We start from the raw sequence: 20,104 nt of genomic DNA, 5'->3' as shown, positions 1-20,104 counted from the left end.
GTTATCTAGGAAGTATTGGAACTTGTTAGCACCTTCGAAACATCAATGGTAATTGACAGGACCAACAAGATCATTAGTAACCAATACTATCGTCCGTATTTTAGAAGAAAGGGTATGACATAAAGAGCTAGCCATACCCTTTAGATAAATGATAATGTAAAGAAATTATTGTCTATCTAGTACACTCTGCACACGGTCAAGCATTGCTTGCCACTCTTCATCTGGATTTCCACCAGCATAAATGTTATCAAGTGCTTCTACTACTTCATCATCTACGGAGTAGAAGTTTCTACCTTTGTATACTGGAAGAACTGCTTCAGCTGCTTCAGCTAAAACTTGAGCAGTGTTCACTCCACCAAAGTAAGGATCTTCAAATTCCATGAATTCAGGCATATCATACACAGCTGGTGCGGATGGGAATAATCCATAGCCTTCAAACGCCTTCAATTGTTGTTCAGGAGCAGTTAGCCACTCGATAAACGCATATGCTTCCTCTGCATTTTCTCCTTCAGATGGAAGTGTTAAGAAAGATCCACCCCAGTTACCAGCACCTTCTGGCATAGTTGTCATAGACCAAACGCCTTCTTCTGGACTGTTATCTTTAATTTGCCCTTGGAACCATGCAGGCCCTAACATTACAGCGTAAGATGCATCATCCATACCTGCATACCATTCTGGTGTCCAAAGAGGAATATCATTAACTAACCCTGCTTGATATAATTCTGAAACATAATCAAAAGCATCACGAATATAATTGTGTTCGTCGATAATAAGTTCATTGTTTTCGTTGAAGTATTGCTGTGGTGCTTGGTCACGTCTAGCATTGTATAAAAGCTCACCAGCATCCATCATATACGCGCCAGTAGCGTCATTAATTTCTTGTGCTACGTTTGCAAAATCTTCCCAAGTAGCAAGTAATTCAGATACTGCTTCCGGTGAAGAATCAAAGCCTGCTTCTTCAAATACGTCTGTACGGTAGAACATTACTGTTGGTCCGATGTCCGTTGGTAAACCAAACATTACGTCTCCATCAGCATTTTCTCCATTTCTCCAAACCCAATCTAAGTAGTTTGCTTCTACATCTGCAGCACCAAGATCGTAAAGGTTATTAAATGCATCTCCAGCTGCTTTAAATCTTTCAAGGTCTCCACTATCAACCATAGCGATGTCTGGCGCCCCACTACCTGCTGATAACGATGTAAATAAGTTATCATGTAAGTCATTCATGTCACTATTCTGTAAATTAATCGTTACATGAGGATTTTCAGCAACATATTCTTCGATTAATACATCGTATCCTGTGTTACCAAACTCCCAGAAAGTTAATTCTACTTCAGCGTCGCTACTACCAATTTGCTCTTCAGATGTATCATCAGTAGTTCCGCCATCGTCGTTACCACCACATGCTGCAAGTAAAGTTGCCGCTAAAACTGTAGTAGTTCCCAGCTTCCAATATTTTTTCATTTTTCTTTTCCCCCTTGGAAATTTTGTTTAATAGTTAAGAGCTAATAAGCTCGAGAACATAAAGCCTTAAGTTAAATTGAATCGCATCACCTCCTTAAAATAAAAACGCTTTCTTAACAATCAAAAGAGTGATTTTCAAAAAACTATGATACTACCATCATCTAAAGTTTTCAGAAAACATTTTCGGTAAAGAGCATAGTTAATCCTCATAGTTTTAAATATCGTAAATATAACGATGTGAAATACAATTCCACTACGTATATATTGTTATAAAACTATAAAAGCCACTATAAAATCCCGTTTTTTATGTAAATATATTTACTTTATTCGAAAATATGTTTCGGAAAACGTTTTCGGTAATAATTATAATTCGTAATAAAAAGAATAGCAATGATTTTTTAGAGATATTTGTGACAAATGCGTGGAGTATACATGCTCTTCGTACAATGAAAGTGTATATATATTCTAACAATATTATTTTGACTTCCTAAATTTCGTCAACGAATACTACTATACAAAAATCATTAGACATTATCAACTAAAAACATTTAAGAAATACGCTATGAAGTATTCTATATTTGTTGTTGAATCTAAAAAAACATATTTATGAATTTTTATACAGCGCTTTCACCATTAGTAAACGCGGATTTTTAAAAACGTGTCTACTATTTTAATCATTCATATTATTTTTTTGGTAATTTATTCTATATTGTAATAATATGAACAACATAAAAAAAAGAGAAACATTTTCGTTTCTCCTTTTCTAAAAGAATCTGGTATTTTATTTATAGACTTCTACAAGAATTTCTTTCGATCAATGTAACAGGTATTTTCACTGACATATCACATTTCTTTTTATCATTAATTTGCTCTAATAATAAATTAGCTGCCATCTTTCCGATTAGTTGAGTATCTTGCCTGATCGTCGTTAACCGTGGAGTAGTGTATCGGGCTAGTTGTATATCATCAAACCCAATAATAGAAATATCATCCGGTACCTTCAAACCTGCATTATTAATTTCACATATTGCTCCTAGAGCCATCATATCTCCCGAAACATAAACTGCAGTTGGGATTGGATCACATAGTAACAGCTTTTTCATTGCCTCTTGACCACTTTCATAATCAAAGTATCCAGCGTCTACAATATAATCGTCATTAACATTAATATTACTTTTATTCATTGCTTCGATAAACCCTTTTTTTCGTTCTACACCAGCATATAATTTTTGAGATCCTGCAATGTGAGCGATCCTTGTATGGCCTAGTGATAGTAAATAATTCACAGCTAATTCACTACCATATTGGTTATCACTGTATACTCCACTAGCATGTCTACTATCAAGATCTATGAATACAGAAGGAACGTCGGATAACATCAACCTCTCCACATCTTCATCTTTGAAAACGCTATTAATAACAATTACTCCGTCGACATCTCGAAAACGGAAGTGATCTAAGTATGTTTTTGGTACATTCCCAATTCGGTTTGACGCAAACAATAAGTCATAGCCATGAAAACCTATACTTTTTTTAAAACTCTCAGTCACCGCATTAAAAAAGGGATGTTCCATACCTATATCATCTTCATCAAATACAACACCAACAGTCCATGATTTTTTAGTTGATAAGGCTCTTGCATTTGAATTGGGGTAATATCCCATTTCATTAACAGCTTTAAAAATGGCTTTTCTTGTTTTTTCACTAATGTCACTATAGTTATTTAATACTTTAGAAACAGTGGAAATTGAAAAACCAGTTTTTTTTGCAATGTCATGTATAGTCACCATTTCCATTCTCCTTCATAACTAATTTAGATATAAAAAACATTTTTAAAGCTATTAATCTTGTAATAAAATTCGTAATATTAAAATTACCAATATAATGACATATTTGGAAATTCTACTCACGATATTGCGCGGAAGAATTTCCAAATGTCATTAAAATGTCTATTTTTAGTTTAACTCTTTACAGCACCTTCTGAAAGGCTTTGTATAAATAATCTGTTAAACATTAAGAATACGATAAGTAGTGGAACGGTTGCCCAGAATGTTCCTGACATAATCATTCCGTAGTCCATTTGTCGCGCATCGTTTAGCGCACGTAGTGCAACTTGTAACGTGTGAACTGATGGATCACGTAATACAACGATCGGCCATAAGAAGTCATTCCATACGTGCATGAACACGATAATCCCTAACGTTGCGAATGCCGGTAAAATCATCGGTACGACGATGTTCCAATAAATTCGGAAGTTTGAGCATCCGTCTATTTTCGCAGCTTCAATGATTTCGTACGGTACCCCTTCTTTAATGTACTGTCTCATCCAGAAAATACCGAACGCGTTAATTAAACCAGGAATAATAATCGCACGGAAATCGTTCAACCAACCTAAAGTTGTAATGATGTAGTACTGTGGAATTAATCCTAATTGCGGCGGTACCATCATCGTCACAAGAATAATCCCGAATAAAACATTTTTCCCTTTAAAATCAAGCTTCGAGAACGTGTAGCCTGCTAATGAACATAGGAATAGTACACCAAAAGTGATCGATGCAGATACAAATAACGAGTTCCCCATTGCACCGAAGAAGTCGATATTCCCTAACACCTTTTGGAAGTTTCCAACTAAATCAGAACCTGGTGTAAACGGTGGTGGTACGGTGTTGATTTCTCTATTTAATCTCGTTGCCATAACGAACATATAGTAAAACGGAAATAGGGAAGCTAATGAACCAAATACTAGGAACAAATAAACAAACGCTTTTTTAAGAGAAAACTTCCCTGATCCAACTTCTTTATTTTTAGCCATAGTAAGTTCCCTCCTAAACTACTTTCTTTGATTTGCCGACTCTATTTGTAATGAGTAAGTTAATCGCCGTTAAAATAATGATGATGAAGAATAATGCAATTGCTGCTGCCGAGGCTGTACCAAACGAGTTATACACGAATGCATCTCTCCATAAGTAAGCAACCATTGTAATACCTTCTTCACGTAATCCTCTTCCGAGGAAGATTAAAGGCTCTGTGAATAGTTGGAATGCACCGATTGTCGCTGTAAATACAACAAACATTAAAAATTGGCTTTAACATTGGAAGTGTAATCATTCGAATTTGTTGAGCGACAGTTGCCCCATCAATTTTCGCTGCTTCATAAAGGTCTTTCGGAATACTTTGCATCCCTGCTAAGAAAATGATCGTATTATATCCGACCCATCTCCAAAATACCATTGTCGAAATAGCGATTTTAACTGGCCAGTACTCTTGATTCCAACGAATTGGATCAATATCAAACATGCTTAAAATATAGTTTACGAAACCAAATGGCTGGTTATTAAACACAACACCGAAAATAATCGCAACGGCTACAACCGACGTAATATACGGTAAGAACACTAACGTTCTAAACGTATTACGGAATCGAATCAACGCTGAATTGAGGGCAAACGCCAATAATAGCGCTGCTACAATTTGCGGAAGTGTCCCCATCAGTCCAATGATGAATGTGTTTAAGATGGATGAGAAAAATACAGAATCCCCAAAAATGATCTCAAAGTTACGTAATCCGACATATGTCATTGGCGTTAAACCATCCCATCGGAAAAACGATAAGTAAAAGCTGAATACCATTGGGAATAACCCGAATATCGCGAACAAAATGAAAAATGGAGAAATAAACAAGTAAGCTGATAAAGCAGTACGTTTTTTCTCAGATAGCTTTCTAGTTTTTACAGTTGTCGCCAACCTATTTCCCTCCTCTAAAAGTTCTAAATTAATGTATCTTTCCGTATACTAAAACTCTTGTTGGTATTCGATAAAACAGACTTACTACTAAGGCTAGTAGCTATATACTATAGATCACCCTATATTACTTATTCGAAAATACCAACAAGATCATTAGTAGTAAGTCAAAACTAGAAGGGTATGGCACTAACCCCCATACCCTCCGAAAGTTTTTCTAGTTGAGATAATATACTTATTGTCTATCTAAAACGCTTTGAACTCTGTCTAACATTGATTGCCATTCTGAATCTGGATCAGATCCACCAGCGATGTTATCAAGCGCTTCTTTAATTTCGTCATCTACTGGGTAGTAGTTTCTACCTTTGTAAACTGGAAGTACAGCTTCTGCTGCTTCTGAGAATACTTGTGCAGTGTTAATGCCACCGAAGTAAGAATCTTCATACTCTTGGAATTCAGGCATGTCATATACTGCTGGTGTGGATGGGAATAATCCGTATCCTTGGAATGCTTTGAACTGTTGCTCTGGTGCAGTTAACCACTCGATAAATGCATAAGCTTCTTCTGCGTGGTCACCTTCGTTTGGAAGTGTTAAGTAAGATCCACCCCAGTTACCAGCACCTTCTGGCATTGTAGTGATTGACCATACACCTTCTTCAGGGCTGTTATCTTTAATTACCCCTTGCATCCAAGCTGGTGCTAAGAATACAGCGTAAGATGCATCATCCATACCTGCGAACCACTCAGGAGTCCAAAGTGGAATATCTCCAACTAATCCTGCATCAAATAGGTCTGCTACATAGTCGTAAGCTTCTCTAATTTGCTCGTTATCTTCAAGAATGTATTCGCCTTCTGCATTGAAGTACGTTTGAGATGCTTGGTCACGACGAGCGTTGTATACAAGCTCTCCAGAATCTGTCATTAATGCGCCAGTAGCGTCATTAATTTCTTGTGCTACGTTTGCAAAATCTTCCCAAGTAGCAAGTAATTCAGATACTGCTTCTGGTGAAGAATCGAATCCTGCTTCTTCAAATACGTCTGTACGATAGAACATTACTGTTGGTCCGATGTCCGTTGGTAAACCGAATTGAATAGAACCGTCAGCACTTTGTCCACTTCTCCATACCCACTCAAGGAAATCTCCTTCTACATCACTTGCACCAAGATCGTATAAGTTATTAAAGCGATCTTCAGCTGCTTTGAAACGCTCGATAGCTGCTTCTTCAATCATTGCGATATCAGGTGCACCACTACCAGCTGAGATAGATGTAAATAAGTTATCGTGAAGGTCGTTCATATCTTGGTTTTGAAGATTAATCGATACGTGAGGGTTTGCTTCCACGTATTCTTGAATTAATACGTCGTAACCTGTGTTACCGAACTCCCAAAATACTAATTCTACTTCTGCGTCGTCACTACCGATTTGTTCTTCAGTAGTTTCTTCACCAGCGTCACCGTTATCTGTTGTATCTCCGCCGTTTTCAGTGTCGCCGTCTCCACCACAAGCTGCTAGTAAGCTAGCTGCAAGAAAAGTTGTGGCTCCAAGTTTCCAATACTTTTTCATTTCTGTATGCCCCCTAGAATTTTTATTCAGCAATTTAAATGAATCGTATAAAAATGATAGATTGTCTTCCACGATAGCCAAAGCGCTTTCAAGGTGAATAGAAAAAATAAAACCTTCATTTTCGTAAGCCTTTACATTTTACTGAAAACTTTTACACCTACTAAAATTTTCAGTAATGGCCGAAACGCTTCCGAAAATATTAGGAATAGCATATTTTCTTCATCTGACATTCTATAATTTTCGATCCATCCAATCACTAACTTGTATTATAAATGAGTAAAGCGCTTTGGTAAAGATAAAAATTTCACTAAAATTTGTTTTTATTCTTGAACTCTATAAAATGTCACAATCTTTTCAATTATTACTTGCTCGAAAATTCTTATTTAAAGTTTCGGTAAATCTTTCGTTGAATCAGTAGTTTTTGACACACAAAAAAAGCACCTTCAAGACTTTGAAACTTGTAAGTGCTTTGTACATTATATTTTTTTGCAAGAGTTTCTTTCTATCAATTTCACTGGGATTTTAACAGACATATAATGCTTTTTTTTATCGTTTATCTGATCCATCAGTAAGTTAGCAGCTATTTTCCCTATAAGTGTTGTATCTTGTCTTATCGTAGTTAATCCTGGAGTAGTATATCGAGAAAGTTCTATGTCATCAAATCCTATAACAGAAATATCGTCTGGAACACTCAGTCCATGTTTTTTTAGTTCAGAAATAGCTCCGAGTGCCATTAAGTCACCTGCTACATAAATAGCTGTAGGTCGTTCTTCACATTTTAGTAATTTTTTTGCTGCATCTTGGCCACCTTCATAACTAAAGTGCCCACCTTCTACAATATATTCATCCTTCAAAGGTAAACCGAATTTTTCCATTGCTAGTAAATATCCATTTTTTCTATGAATTCCTGCAAACAAAGAATTTGATCCTGCTATATGTGCAATTTTCCGATGACCTAATGAATACAAATGATCAATAGCAAGTTCACTTCCATGATGGTTGTCACTATATACAACACTGGCTTCTCTACTATCAAAGTCTATTACTACTGATGGCATATTTGATTTCATCAGCTTTTCCACATCTGGATCCTCTAAAACACTATTTACGACAACGACACCATCTACACCACGATGCTGAAAATGATCAATATATGTCTTTGGAACATTACCAATTCTATTTGAGGCAAAAAGTAAATCATAGCCTTGTTTACCTACATGTTTCTTAAAACTTTCAATAACAGCATTAAAGAAAGGGTGCTCCATTCCAATTTCGTCTTCATCAAAAACTACGCCTATTGACCAGGATTTTTTCGTAGTTAACGTTCTCGCACTAGAATTTGGATAATAGCCCATTTCATTCACTGCTTCAAAGATTACTTTTCTAGTATTCTCACTCACATCTTTGTAATTATTTAATACTTTTGAAACAGTAGCTATCGAAAAACCAGTTTTTTTTGCAATATCGTGTATTGTTGTCATCGTCATTCTCCTTCTTGGTGGAAGTAAAAAAATCTATTGTTCTACTTGATTATGTAGTAAGAACATTTCCTCCTTGGTTTATCACATAATAAAACGGAAACGCTTCCATTTATTTATAGAAGTTTTTATATTAAAAATATATGATATAGATCTATCCGTTCATCTCAATATCCTAATAGTGGTAGCAGAATTATTAAGTAATCGTTAAGCATGAATGAGTTATTATTTCGCATCTGAGTTTTAAAATACCCCGCCTCATTAAATGGGCTATACGATAAGGCTTAGACTTATCAAAAATGAGAATGGCTATTTTAAAATTCATTTATGAATAAAATTTATAATCAGATATATTATACCATTGATTTAGCATTACTTAATTAAATTAATGAAAATTAATAAAAAAGTAATGAAATAAATTTTCTCCTTCAAATTCGAAAATTTGAAGGAGAAAATAAGGTTTAACTCTTTACAGCACCCTCAGATAAGCTTTGAATGAATAATCTGTTAAACATTAAGAATACGATAAGTAGTGGAACGGTTGCCCAGAATGTTCCTGACATAATCATTCCGTAGTCCATTTGTCGCGCATCGTTTAGCGCACGTAGTGCAACTTGTAACGTGTGAACTGATGGATCACGTAATACAACGATCGGCCATAAGAAGTCATTCCATACGTGCATGAACACGATAATCCCTAACGTTGCGAATGCTGGTAAAATCATTGGTACGACGATGTTCCAATAAATTCTGAAGTTTGAGCATCCGTCTATTTTCGCAGCTTCAATAATTTCGTACGGTACCCCTTCTTTAATGTACTGCCTCATCCAGAAAATACCGAATGCGTTAATTAAACCAGGAATAATAATCGCACGGAAATCGTTCAACCAACCTAAAGTTGTAATGATGTAGTACTGTGGAATTAACCCTAATTGCGGTGGTACCATCATCGTCACAAGAATAATCCCGAATAAAACATTTTTCCCTTTAAAATCAAGCTTCGAGAACGTGTAACCTGCTAATGAACATAGGAATAGTACACCAAATGTGATTGACGCAGATACAAATAACGAGTTACCCATTGCACCGAAGAAGTCGATGTTCCCTAACACCTTTTGGAAGTTTTCAACTAAGTTAGCTCCAGGTGTGAACGGTGGTGGTACGGTGTTGATCTCTCTATTTAATCGCGTTGCCATAACGAACATATAGTAAAACGGAAATAGGGAAGCCATTGAACCAAACACTAAGAACAAATAAACAAACGCCTTTTTAAGAGAAAACTTCCCTGATCCTACTTCTTTATTTTTTGCCATTTGTAAGCTCCCTCCTATACGACTTTCTTCGAACGGCCAACTCTATTTGTAATGAGTAGGTTAAGCGCCGTTAAAATGATAATAATGAAGAATAGTGCAATCGCTGCCGCAGAGGCTGTACCAAATGAGTTATAAACGAACGCATCTCTCCATAAGTAAGCAACCATTGTAATACCTTCTTCACGTAATCCTCTTCCGAGGAAGATTAAAGGCTCTGTGAATAGTTGGAACGCACCGATTGTCGCTGTAAATACAACAAACATTAAAATTGGCTTTAACATTGGAAGTGTAATCATTCGAATTTGTTGAGCGACAGTTGCCCCATCAATTTTCGCTGCTTCATAAAGGTCTTTCGGAATACTTTGCATCCCTGCTAAGAAAATGATCGTATTATATCCGACCCATCTCCAAAATACCATTGTCGAAATAGCGATTTTAACTGGCCAGTACTCTTGATTCCAACGAATTGGATCAATATCAAACATGCTTAAAATATAGTTTACGAAACCAAATGGCTGGTTATTAAACACAACACCGAAAATAATCGCAACGGCTACAACCGACGTAATATACGGTAAGAACACTAACGTTCTAAACGTATTACGGAATCGAATCAACGCTGAATTGAGGGCAAACGCCAATAATAGCGCCGCTATAATTTGCGGAAGTGTCCCCATCAATCCAATGATGAAAGTGTTTAAGATGGATGAGTAAAATACGGAATCCCCAAAGATGATCTCAAAGTTGCGTAATCCGACATATGTCATTGGTGTTAAGCCGTCCCATCGGAAAAACGATAAGTAAAAGCTAAATACCATTGGGAATAAGCCGAAAATCGCAAACAAAATAAAAAATGGAGATATAAATAAATACGCTGATAAGGCAGTACGCTTTTTCTCAGATAGCCTTCTTGATTTAACTGTTGTCGCCAACTTATGACCCTCCTTAAATAACATAAATCACACTGTCCTATTTTCACTAATAATCTTGTTGGTCTTCGAAAAAGTCTCTTTATATGCATAAGCATTAATAAAAGTGGCACCTCGAAACTTACTTGACACTGCTAGAACCAACAAGATTATTAGTATAAGACTAAACTTCTAATACTTTTTGAAGGGTATGGCATATGATACCGTGCCATACCCTTACAAAAAGTCAATTAGCTAAATGATAAAATTACTGTCTATCTAAAACGCTTTGTACTCTGTCTAACATTGATTGCCATTCTGAATCTGGATCAGATCCACCAGCGATGTTATCAAGCGCTTCTTTAATTTCGTCATCTACTGGGTAGTAGTTTCTACCTTTGAATACTGGAAGTACAGCTTCTGCTGCTTCTGAGAATACTTGTGCAGTGTTAATGCCACCGAAGTAAGAATCTTCATACTCTTGGAATTCAGGCATGTCATATACTGCTGGTGTTGATGGGAATAATCCGTATCCTTGGAATGCTTTGAACTGTTGCTCTGGTGCAGTTAACCACTCGATAAATGCATAAGCTTCTTCTGCGTGGTCACCTTCGTTTGGAAGTGTTAAGTAAGATCCACCCCAGTTACCAGCACCTTCTGGCATTGTAGTGATTGACCATACACCTTCTTCAGGGCTGTTATCTTTAATTACCCCTTGCATCCAAGCTGGTGCTAAGAATACAGCGTAAGATGCATCATCCATACCTGCGAACCACTCAGGAGTCCAAAGTGGAATATCTCCAACTAATCCTGCATCAAATAGGTCTGCTACATAGTCGTAAGCTTCTCTAATTTGCTCGTTATCTTCAAGAATGTATTCGCCTTCTGCATTGAAGTACGTTTGAGATGCTTGGTCACGACGAGCGTTGTATACAAGCTCTCCAGAATCTGTCATTAATGCGCCAGTAGCGTCATTAATTTCTTGTGCTACGTTTGCAAAATCTTCCCAAGTAGCAAGTAATTCAGATACTGCTTCTGGTGAAGAATCGAATCCTGCTTCTTCAAATACGTCTGTACGGTAGAACATTACTGTTGGTCCGATGTCCGTTGGTAAACCGAATTGGATAGAACCGTCAGCACTTTGTCCACTTCTCCATACCCACTCAAGGAAATCCCCTTCTACATCATTTGCACCAAGATCGTATAAGTTATTAAAGCGATCTTCAGCTGCTTTGAAACGCTCGATAGCTGCTTCTTCAATCATTGCGATATCAGGTGCACCACTACCAGCTGAGATAGATGTAAATAAGTTATCGTGAAGGTCGTTCATATCTTGGTTTTGAAGATTAATCGATACGTGAGGGTTTGCTTCCACGTATTCTTGAATTAATACGTCGTAACCTGTGTTACCGAACTCCCAAAATACTAATTCTACTTCTGCGTCGTCACTACCGATTTGTTCTTCAGTAGTTTCTTCACCAGCGTCACCGTTATCTGTTGTATCTCCGCCGTTTTCAGTGTCGCCATCTCCACCACAAGCTGCTAGTAAGCTAGCTGCAAGAAGAGTTGTTGCTCCAAGTTTCCAATATTTAGCCATAATTTTCTTTTCCCCCTTGAAAATAAGTAAGATTTTTAAGAATCACTGAATGAAAATCACCTTAAACGAATTTCTGGTAACCTCACCTCCTTAAAAGGCTGTTTACTTGTTAAGTAAATAAAGCTATTTTACTATTGAATTAACGAGAGTAAGCCTTTTCATTTACATAAAATATTAAGTCGTTTTGAAAACTTTCTCGAAAAACATTCAAAACAACCACTTTACTAAACTGTATAAATTAGACCTATCTTATTAATAAATCCTTATATAATAAGGATTCATCCTATATCCGCCATAATTTTTTGAAAGCTGATTTACTGAAAATTTTACGGAAAACGTTTTCATAAACATTGTAAGTCTAAAACAAAAAAATATCAATACTTTTTTAACATATTATTTTTTGGTTTTTATTGCCTTTTTTTGAAAAATCCTATTACAATCAATGATATGATTACAAAAATCGACATAAATTATACAATTTTTTTATTTAAAATAATAAAAGGATAACTCATTTGGTGAAGTTTGAACTTTTGAGTCATAATTAAGAAACTATTTTAACAATATCTTGTTAGTTGGCGCTCGACGAGTGTAGCCATCACCAAACTTTCTATAGTAATGTGCTTTCCTCTTTATTAAATATGACAAAGAAACGTATGTGCCGGAAAAACTAGCCTGATCTGAGTAATATATAGGTAACATAAAACTTATAGCGTTTCGGTTTTGTCTAATAGTATCGTGAACATAAAAAAAGGAGGGGACTATCCCCTCCTTTTTTATACAGCTATTTTATTTTAAGCAACTATCATTTTAGTTGTCTATTGTTTGACACGAGTTTCTTTGTATTAATTCTACGGGTATTTTTACAGACATGAAATTTTTTTTCTTATCATTAATTTGATCCATTAAAAGATTTGCAGCTGTTTTTCCTATTAGAGCTGTATCTTGTTTTATTGTAGTTAACTCTGGAGTCGTGTATTTAGATATCTTAATATCGTCAAAGCCAATAACTGATATATCTTTCGGAACATTCAATCCGCTTTTTCGAATTTCTGAAATTGCTCCTAGTGCCATAATATCACTCGCAGCAAATACAGCTGTTGGCAACTCTTCACATTCCAGTAGCTTTCTCATACCTTGCTGACCAGACTCATAAGTAAATGGCCCACCTTCCACTATATACTCTTGACGAACAATTAATTTATGCTGCTTCATCGCTTTCATAAATCCTTTTTTTCGTTGTAATCCTGTAAACATTTTTTGCGATCCTGCAATATGAGCTATTTTTTCATGTCCTAATGAATAAAAATGCTCTACGGCTAATTCGCTTCCATAATAATTATCACTATATACAACACTTGCTAATCTAGTATCTTGATCAATAACAACAGATGGTATATTGGATTCCATTAATTTTTCTACGTAAGGGTCTTTTATAGCACACCTAACAACGACCACTCCATCAACACCACGATATTGAAAATGGTCTATATATGATTTTGGTTTTCCGTTTCTATTTGAAGAGAAAAGTAGGTCATACCCATGCTTTCCGACATTTCTTTTAAAGCTTTCCATTACCGCATTAAAGAAAGGATGCTCCATACCAATACCATATTCTTCATCAAATACAACACCGATTGACCAAGACCTTTTTGTTGTTAAAGTGCGCGCACTGGAATTAGGGAAATATCCTAATTCATTAACAGCCTCGAAAACAACTTTTCTAGTATTTTCACTTACATCCTTATAATTATTCAATACCTTTGAAACAGTAGATATGGAAAAACCAGTCTTCTTAGCAATGTCATATATTGTTGGCATATTCTATTCCCCTTCGTCCGGAAAATTATCGTAACTTCTTTTCTTATCCGATTTATTATTAAATTAACAAATGTATGATGACTTCCTAAAATACCTATTCTCGAAACTTTTTTACATAGGAGAATAGCTATTTTAATAGTCATTTTCAAAAAGTCATGTAGGGGATAGTAAAGTCCTGTTGAAAAAATGTTCGTTACAAGACTTTACATCCACTACAGAACATTATTAGCTGACTTCATCGTTAACTTTTCACAGCACCTTCTGATAAACTTTGAATAAATAATCGGTTGAACATTAAGAAAACGATAATTAATGGAACTGTAGCCCAAAACGTTCCCGACATAATCATTCCGTAGTCTACTTGCCTTGCATCATTTAGGGCCCTTAATGCAACCTGTAATGTATGAACCGCTTGATCTCTAAGAACGACAATTGGCCACAAGAAATCATTCCACACGAACATAAATACAATGATTCCTAATGTAGCAAACGCTGGTAGAATCATCGGTACGACAATGTTCCAATATACACGAAAGTTAGAACAACCATCAATTTTTGCAGCCTCGATTATTTCGAATGGAACCCCTTCTTTAATGTACTGTCTCATCCAAAAAATTCCGAAGGCATTAATTAAACCAGGGACAATTATTGCTCTAAAATCATTTAACCAGCCTAATGTTGTTATAATATAATACTGTGGGATTAACCCTAGTTGCGGCGGTACCATCATCGTCACTAAAATCATCCCAAACAATATGTTTTTTCCTTTAAAATCTAATTTAGCAAACGTATAGCCTGCTAAAGAACATAAAAATAACGTTCCTATCGTCACAGCTGAGGCAACAAACAAGGAATTGCCCATCGCTCCAAAAAAGTCGATGTTTCCTAATACTTTCTGGAAGTTACCTACTAAATCTTGCCCAGGCGTAAATGGTGGTGGAACTGAGTTTATTTCTCGATTTAATCGAGTTGCCATGACGAACATATAGTAAAAAGGAAACAAGGAAGCTAAAGATCCAAATACTAAAACAAAATAGACGAGAGATTTTTGAATAGAAAACTTCCTGTACCCAACTTCTTTTGCCATTGTAGTCCCCTCCTATACGACTTTCTTCGAACGGCCAACTCTGTTAGTGATAAATAAGTTTATCGCCGTTAGTACGATGATGATGAAGAATAAAACAATTGCTGCCGCGGATGCAGTCCCGAAGGAATTATATATAAACGCATCTCTCCATAAGTAAGCAACCATCGTAATCCCTTCTTCACGTAAACCTCTACCTAAAAAGATTAATGGCTCAGTGAATAATTGGAATGCTCCAATTGTTGCTGTAAAGACAACGAAAAGCAATATAGGTCTTAACATCGGTAATGTTATAAGACGAATTTGCTGTCCTACAGTTGCACCATCAATTTTTGCAGCTTCATATAAGTCTTTCGGGATACTTTGCATACCAGCTAAGAAAATAATCGTATTGTAACCAACCCATCTCCAAAATACCATTGTCGATATAGCGATTTTTACTGGCCAATACTCTGCATTCCACCGAATAGGATCTACACCGAAGTTACTTAAAATGAAGTTAAATAAACCGAACGGTTGGCTATTAAACAAAAGTCCAAATATAATAGCAACCGCGACAATTGACGTTATATATGGTAAAAATATAAGTGTTCTAAACGTATTTCGGAAACGTATAAGCGCTGAGTTAAGCGCAAAGGCAAGTAGAAGCGCTGCTATAATCTGCGGAAACGTCCCCATTATACCAATTAGAAATGTGTTTAAGATGGATGAGAAAAATACGGAATCATTAAAGATGATTTCAAAGTTTCTCAGTCCAGCATAAGTCATCGGTGTTAAGCCATCCCAGCGAAAGAATGACAAGTAAAAGCTAAAGATCATTGGGAATAACCCAAAAATAAGATACAAAACAAAAAACGGAGAAATAAATAAATAGGCTGATAAAGCCGTTCTCTTTTTCTCTGATAGTCTTCTAGCCTTAACAGTTGTCTCCAACTTGTTTCCCTCCTTTTAGAAAGAATACAGAGTAAAATGGGATATCCAATATGACAAACACCTTGTTCATTTTCGAGGGAGGCTTAAAATTCTTCTTCAGTTTTCCTTATTTTATATCTAAAATTGAAGCCCACCTCGAAAATGTTTAACAAGGTAACTAGATGGATGCTAATTCTTGAGAAAGGGCATGACACACGAAGGAGTCATACCCTTTCTTAGTTTTACATTATTTTATTGTCTGTCGAGAACACTTTGTACACGATCAAGCATTGAATCCCACTCTGCATCACGATCTGCACCAGCGGAGACGTTATCAATTGCTTCCATGAGTTCATCGTTAACTGGGTAGTAGTTTCTACCTTTATAAACTGGAATTACAGCCTCTGCTGCTTCTGAGAATACTTGTGCAGTGTTAATGCCACCGAAGTAAGAATCCTCATACGCTTGGAATTCAGGCATATCATACACAGCTGGCGTTGATGGGAATAACCCGTATCCTTGGAACGCTTTGAACTGTTGCTCTGGTGCAGTTAACCAAGAAATAAAGTTGTATGCTTCTACCTCATTATCCCCTTCGTTTGGAAGTGTTAAGTAAGATCCACCCCAGTTACCAGCACCTTCTGGCATTGTAGTGATTGACCATACACCTTCTTCTGGGCTGTTATCTTTAATTACCCCTTGCATCCAAGCTGGTGCTAAGAAGATAGCGTAAGATCCGTCATCCATTCCTGCAAACCACTCAGGAGTCCAAAGTGGAATATCTCCAACTAGTCCTGCATCAAATAGATCTGCAACAAAGTCATAAGCTTCTCTAATAGCAGCATTGTCTTCAAGGATTAATTCGTCATCAGTATTAAAGTATGCTTGTGGAGCTTGGTCACGACGAGCGTTAAATACTAGCTCACCAGCGTCCGTCATTAATGCACCTGTTGCATCATTTATTTCTTGAGCTACGTTAGCAAAATCATCCCATGTAGCTAATAATTCGGAAACTGCTTCTGGAGAAGAATCAAAACCAGCATCCTCAAACACGTCTGTACGATAGAACATTACAGTAGGTCCGATATCTGTTGGAAGTCCGAATTGGAATGAACCATCAGCACTTTGCGCGTTTCTCCAAGTCCAATCAAGATAATCACCTTCAACATCTCCAGCACCAAGGTCGTATAAGTTGTTAAAACGATCATCAGCTGCTTTAAAACGCTCGATAGACCCTTCCTCTATCATTGCGATATCAGGAGCTCCACTACCTGCTGATAAAGATGTAAATAAGTTATCGTGTAAATCGTTCATATCATAGTTTTGTAGATTAATAGAAACATGTGGATTTTCCTCAACATACTCTTGAATTAGTACGTCATATCCAGTATTACCGAACTCCCAGAATACTAATTCTACTTCTGCATCTTCACTACCAAACTCTTCTTCAGTAGATTCATCTTCAGTAGTTTCCTCAGTATCACCATTGTCATCTGTTTCGTTTGCGTCTGTAGCATCATCATCTCCGCAAGCCGCTAATACGGATACAGCTAAAAGTGATGTTGCTGCAAGCTTAAAAAATTTCTTCATTTCGTTTTCCCCCTTGAAAAATTAATGTTTTTTTACTGCAAAGCTCTAATGAAAATAACCGATGGCTATTATCAGTAAGCCTCACCTCCTTATTAAAGTAAACGCTTACATTACCTATAAAAAAATGACACTACAAGTTTTTCAACTTTTTATATTCTAAAGCCATTTGATGACGATTTAAAAAGAATAAAAAGAATTTTCGGAAAACTAGTTGTGTCAATAGTGTGAGAGTATATTTTATTGTGTGTAAAAGGATTATGTTGTATTTTCATTAAATTATATACTGTATTTTCCTAGATTAGTATGTAATGAATCGCTACTAAAACTTTTCAAGAAAACGCTTTCATCATCTTTCAAGCTTATTTTAAATCTAAATCTGAAGATTGGCAACATTTTTTTTGAAAAATATTGTGTCAAAAAATTGGATTTTTTGTTTGGAGGTTGCCTAAGCCTTAGTTTATATGGCCTTTTTTATAAACTCAATTGAAAAAAAATTAATAAAAAAGGCCTCAATTAGATTGGAATTGTGTAATCTGTCATAAGGCCTTTTTTACATCGTTAGAAAAATCTTATGATTTTTCCGTATTATTTTCTGAACTAGCAGCTACTTCACTTTCATTTTTAGCAAGTTCTTCAATCGGTTCAGTTTCAGTTTCTTTTTCTACATCTTCAACCGCTAATGTTTCATCACTATCGTCTAACACTTCGAGATCAGGAACAATATTTTCATCTTCATTTTCTAATACTTCTTCTATTTCACTTTCAGTGACTTCTGTTTTTTCTTTATCTACTGTAAAACGTTTCAACGATTCATCTAATTTACCTACTGCACCATACAGTTCTTTTGAGTGATCATTAATTTGTTCGATAATATTATTTTGCTCATAAATTGAGTCACTAGCATCATTAATATAAACCGTTGTTTTGTCTGATAAGCTTGACAGCTCTTCTAGCGACGTGTTAATTTCATCACTTTCCCCTGTCATCGTTGTTAAATTCGTGTAAATGTTATCTATATTTCCAACTAGTTCATCAATGGATCCTTCAATTTTAACTAAATAAGATATGTTTTGCTCCATCTTCTTTTGTTCCGCAATGGTTTTTTCATTTGAAGATTTTAAAACCGTTTCTACTTCATTGGCTTCTTGTTGAATACCTTGGATAATCACATTCATATCGTTAATAGATTGATTTACTTCTGACGATAAGTTTCGTATTTCTTCTGCAACTACAGCAAAACCTCTACCGTAGCTACCAGCTCTTGCTGCTTCAATGGAAGCATTTAATGCTAGTAAATTCGTCTTTTCTGCAACTTTATTAATAAGCTCTGTTATTTGTGATACGTCTCCTGCTTTTTCTACTAGTACATTTACTTTTGATGCAGAGTTTGCTACAGATTGATTAATTGAGTTAATATTAGATACTGATTCATTCATTAATGAAATACCTTCCTTCGTATTGGACGATACTTCTATTGATGATTCCTTCATTTTTGCACTGAATTGTTCTATTGAATTAATTCTACCATTAAAACGTTCATTCGTACTTGAGATTTGTACAATTGCAGCCGATTGTTCTTCTACAATAGCAATTAACTCATTTAACTTACTTGAAACGTTTTTACTAACACCTTCTAAAAATGCTGCAGATTCTTCAAGATCACCACTTCTTGTACTAATGTTGTCTGAAACAACTGCAATATCTCTTAATATATCTTCAATACCATCTTTCATCGTATTTAGGGATTGAGAAACTCTAGAGAACTCATCTTTTCCGTACGTTTCTAAATTATTTACAGTCAAATCTCCTTGTTCTATCTTTTCACTAAACCCAAGGATTTTAGACAGACGTTTTTTCACACCAAAGCTAACAATAATTAATACAATTATACCTATAACAACAGAAATAAGAATGGAAAGGACTAATATACTTGTAGTTCTTTGGAAGCTTCCAAATGTTGATTCTATAGCCTCTTCTCTTTCTGCTTCAAAGATCGTTCTTAATTGTGTTAATGTGAAAGAGCTTTGCTGATAATTTCTGCGCGCATTATCTAATGTACGTCTATTTATTGATGCTGATGTTTCACTTTCTCTTAATAAGATATATTCATTAAAACTTTCTATTATTTCTTCGTCATTTTCAAGTGCCGTATTTAATAAGTACTGCTTCTCCTCCGAATCAATAAATGGCTCTACTTCCTCAAGTAGAGAAGTGAATTCTGAGATTGTGTTCTCAAACTGAGGAGCAGACTGATCTGTTGCAGCCACCATATATTGACCTAAAATTGTAAAACGCTCTTGAATGAGTAACTCCATCTCAGCTAACTTGACTGAGTTTTCCGCACTTTGATTCATTGCTTCTACTTCACTTCTAGTTTCAGATAATAATAAATTGATTAAAAAAGCTGATAATACAAATAATACAACTGTTAATACATAAACTGACCCATACTTAAATGTTAGACTTTTATTAGACCATCTAAACACACTATCCACCCCTTCTATTATTTCTATTTAGTAATTGATATAAAAAATAACATCATAATTGCTTCATTAACAAAAACTCTCGTAATATAACTTTAAACACTTCTTCTTTTATGTAGCTTATATTTTAGTAACTAAATCTCTTCATTCAG

13 protein-coding genes and 1 pseudogene are annotated in these 20,104 nt (G+C 35.6%); all 14 read right to left on the bottom strand.

From position 1 onward, the window contains the following. Positions 1–165: 165 nt before the first annotated feature. A complete protein-coding gene (locus BCELL_RS03535) occupies positions 166–1,464 on the bottom strand; it encodes an ABC transporter substrate-binding protein (RefSeq protein WP_013487301.1) in 1,299 nt (432 codons plus the stop codon). Between the two features lie 785 nt (positions 1,465–2,249). Further along, entirely contained in the window at positions 2,250–3,254 is a 1,005-nt protein-coding gene (locus tag BCELL_RS03530; RefSeq protein WP_013487300.1) for a LacI family DNA-binding transcriptional regulator, read from the bottom strand. A gap of 170 nt (positions 3,255–3,424) precedes the next feature. After that, positions 3,425–4,276 carry a carbohydrate ABC transporter permease gene (locus BCELL_RS03525; protein ID WP_013487299.1) on the bottom strand — a complete coding sequence of 284 codons (852 nt, stop codon included), beginning with the start codon at positions 4,274–4,276 and terminating at the stop codon, positions 3,425–3,427. Positions 4,277–4,289: 13 nt separating this feature from the next. Further along, a pseudogene (locus BCELL_RS03520) lies at positions 4,290–5,208 on the bottom strand (carbohydrate ABC transporter permease). A 232-nt stretch (positions 5,209–5,440) separates the two neighbouring features. Next, a complete protein-coding gene (locus BCELL_RS03515; protein ID WP_013487297.1) occupies positions 5,441–6,769 on the bottom strand; it encodes an ABC transporter substrate-binding protein in 1,329 nt (442 codons plus the stop codon). A 476-nt stretch (positions 6,770–7,245) separates the two neighbouring features. After that, a complete protein-coding gene (locus BCELL_RS03510) occupies positions 7,246–8,250 on the bottom strand; it encodes a LacI family DNA-binding transcriptional regulator (protein WP_013487296.1) in 1,005 nt (334 codons plus the stop codon). Positions 8,251–8,708: 458 nt separating this feature from the next. Beyond that, entirely contained in the window at positions 8,709–9,560 is an 852-nt protein-coding gene (locus BCELL_RS03505) for a carbohydrate ABC transporter permease (protein ID WP_013487295.1), read from the bottom strand. Positions 9,561–9,574: 14 nt separating this feature from the next. Continuing rightward, complete coding sequence (locus tag BCELL_RS03500; protein WP_041808122.1) at positions 9,575–10,492, bottom strand: carbohydrate ABC transporter permease; 918 nt, start codon at positions 10,490–10,492, stop codon at positions 9,575–9,577. A gap of 244 nt (positions 10,493–10,736) precedes the next feature. After that, positions 10,737–12,065, bottom strand: coding sequence for an ABC transporter substrate-binding protein (locus BCELL_RS03495; protein WP_013487293.1), 1,329 nt, complete (start codon positions 12,063–12,065; stop codon positions 10,737–10,739). 807 nt (positions 12,066–12,872) lie between these two features. Further along, the gene (locus tag BCELL_RS03490) at positions 12,873–13,883 is read right to left on the bottom strand and encodes a LacI family DNA-binding transcriptional regulator (RefSeq protein ID WP_013487292.1); all 1,011 of its coding nucleotides are present in this window, start codon (positions 13,881–13,883) and stop codon (positions 12,873–12,875) included. A 241-nt stretch (positions 13,884–14,124) separates the two neighbouring features. Beyond that, the gene (locus BCELL_RS03485) at positions 14,125–14,970 is read right to left on the bottom strand and encodes a carbohydrate ABC transporter permease (RefSeq protein ID WP_013487291.1); all 846 of its coding nucleotides are present in this window, start codon (positions 14,968–14,970) and stop codon (positions 14,125–14,127) included. A gap of 12 nt (positions 14,971–14,982) precedes the next feature. Beyond that, positions 14,983–15,900, bottom strand: a complete 918-nt coding sequence (locus BCELL_RS03480) for a carbohydrate ABC transporter permease (RefSeq protein ID WP_013487290.1) — start codon at positions 15,898–15,900, stop codon at positions 14,983–14,985. A 231-nt stretch (positions 15,901–16,131) separates the two neighbouring features. After that, on the bottom strand, positions 16,132–17,469 hold the full coding sequence (locus BCELL_RS03475; protein ID WP_013487289.1) for an ABC transporter substrate-binding protein: 1,338 nt from the start codon (positions 17,467–17,469) through the stop codon (positions 16,132–16,134). Between the two features lie 569 nt (positions 17,470–18,038). Further along, positions 18,039–19,955 carry a methyl-accepting chemotaxis protein gene (locus BCELL_RS03470; RefSeq protein ID WP_013487288.1) on the bottom strand — a complete coding sequence of 639 codons (1,917 nt, stop codon included), beginning with the start codon at positions 19,953–19,955 and terminating at the stop codon, positions 18,039–18,041. Positions 19,956–20,104 lie beyond the last annotated feature (149 nt).

This window comes from Evansella cellulosilytica DSM 2522, from assembly GCF_000177235.2.
In the GTDB taxonomy this organism is placed as follows: Bacteria; Bacillota; Bacilli; order Bacillales; family Salisediminibacteriaceae; genus Evansella; species Evansella cellulosilytica.
The sequence above is the reverse complement of the archived record's forward strand: the minus strand, read 5'-3'. Positions and strand labels throughout refer to the sequence as shown.

Coding starts and splice junctions, on each gene's coding strand:
- BCELL_RS03475 (WP_013487289.1), bottom strand. CDS start 17,469: ATGAAGAAATTTTTTAAGCTTGCAGCAACATCACTTTTAGCTGTATCC.
- BCELL_RS03505 (WP_013487295.1), bottom strand. CDS start 9,560: ATGGCAAAAAATAAAGAAGTAGGATCAGGGAAGTTTTCTCTTAAAAAG.
- BCELL_RS03485 (WP_013487291.1), bottom strand. CDS start 14,970: ATGGCAAAAGAAGTTGGGTACAGGAAGTTTTCTATTCAAAAATCTCTC.
- BCELL_RS03495 (WP_013487293.1), bottom strand. CDS start 12,065: ATGGCTAAATATTGGAAACTTGGAGCAACAACTCTTCTTGCAGCTAGC.
- BCELL_RS03510 (WP_013487296.1), bottom strand. CDS start 8,250: ATGACAACAATACACGATATTGCAAAAAAAACTGGTTTTTCGATAGCT.
- BCELL_RS03490 (WP_013487292.1), bottom strand. CDS start 13,883: ATGCCAACAATATATGACATTGCTAAGAAGACTGGTTTTTCCATATCT.
- BCELL_RS03525 (WP_013487299.1), bottom strand. CDS start 4,276: ATGGCTAAAAATAAAGAAGTTGGATCAGGGAAGTTTTCTCTTAAAAAA.
- BCELL_RS03535 (WP_013487301.1), bottom strand. CDS start 1,464: ATGAAAAAATATTGGAAGCTGGGAACTACTACAGTTTTAGCGGCAACT.
- BCELL_RS03515 (WP_013487297.1), bottom strand. CDS start 6,769: ATGAAAAAGTATTGGAAACTTGGAGCCACAACTTTTCTTGCAGCTAGC.
- BCELL_RS03530 (WP_013487300.1), bottom strand. CDS start 3,254: ATGGTGACTATACATGACATTGCAAAAAAAACTGGTTTTTCAATTTCC.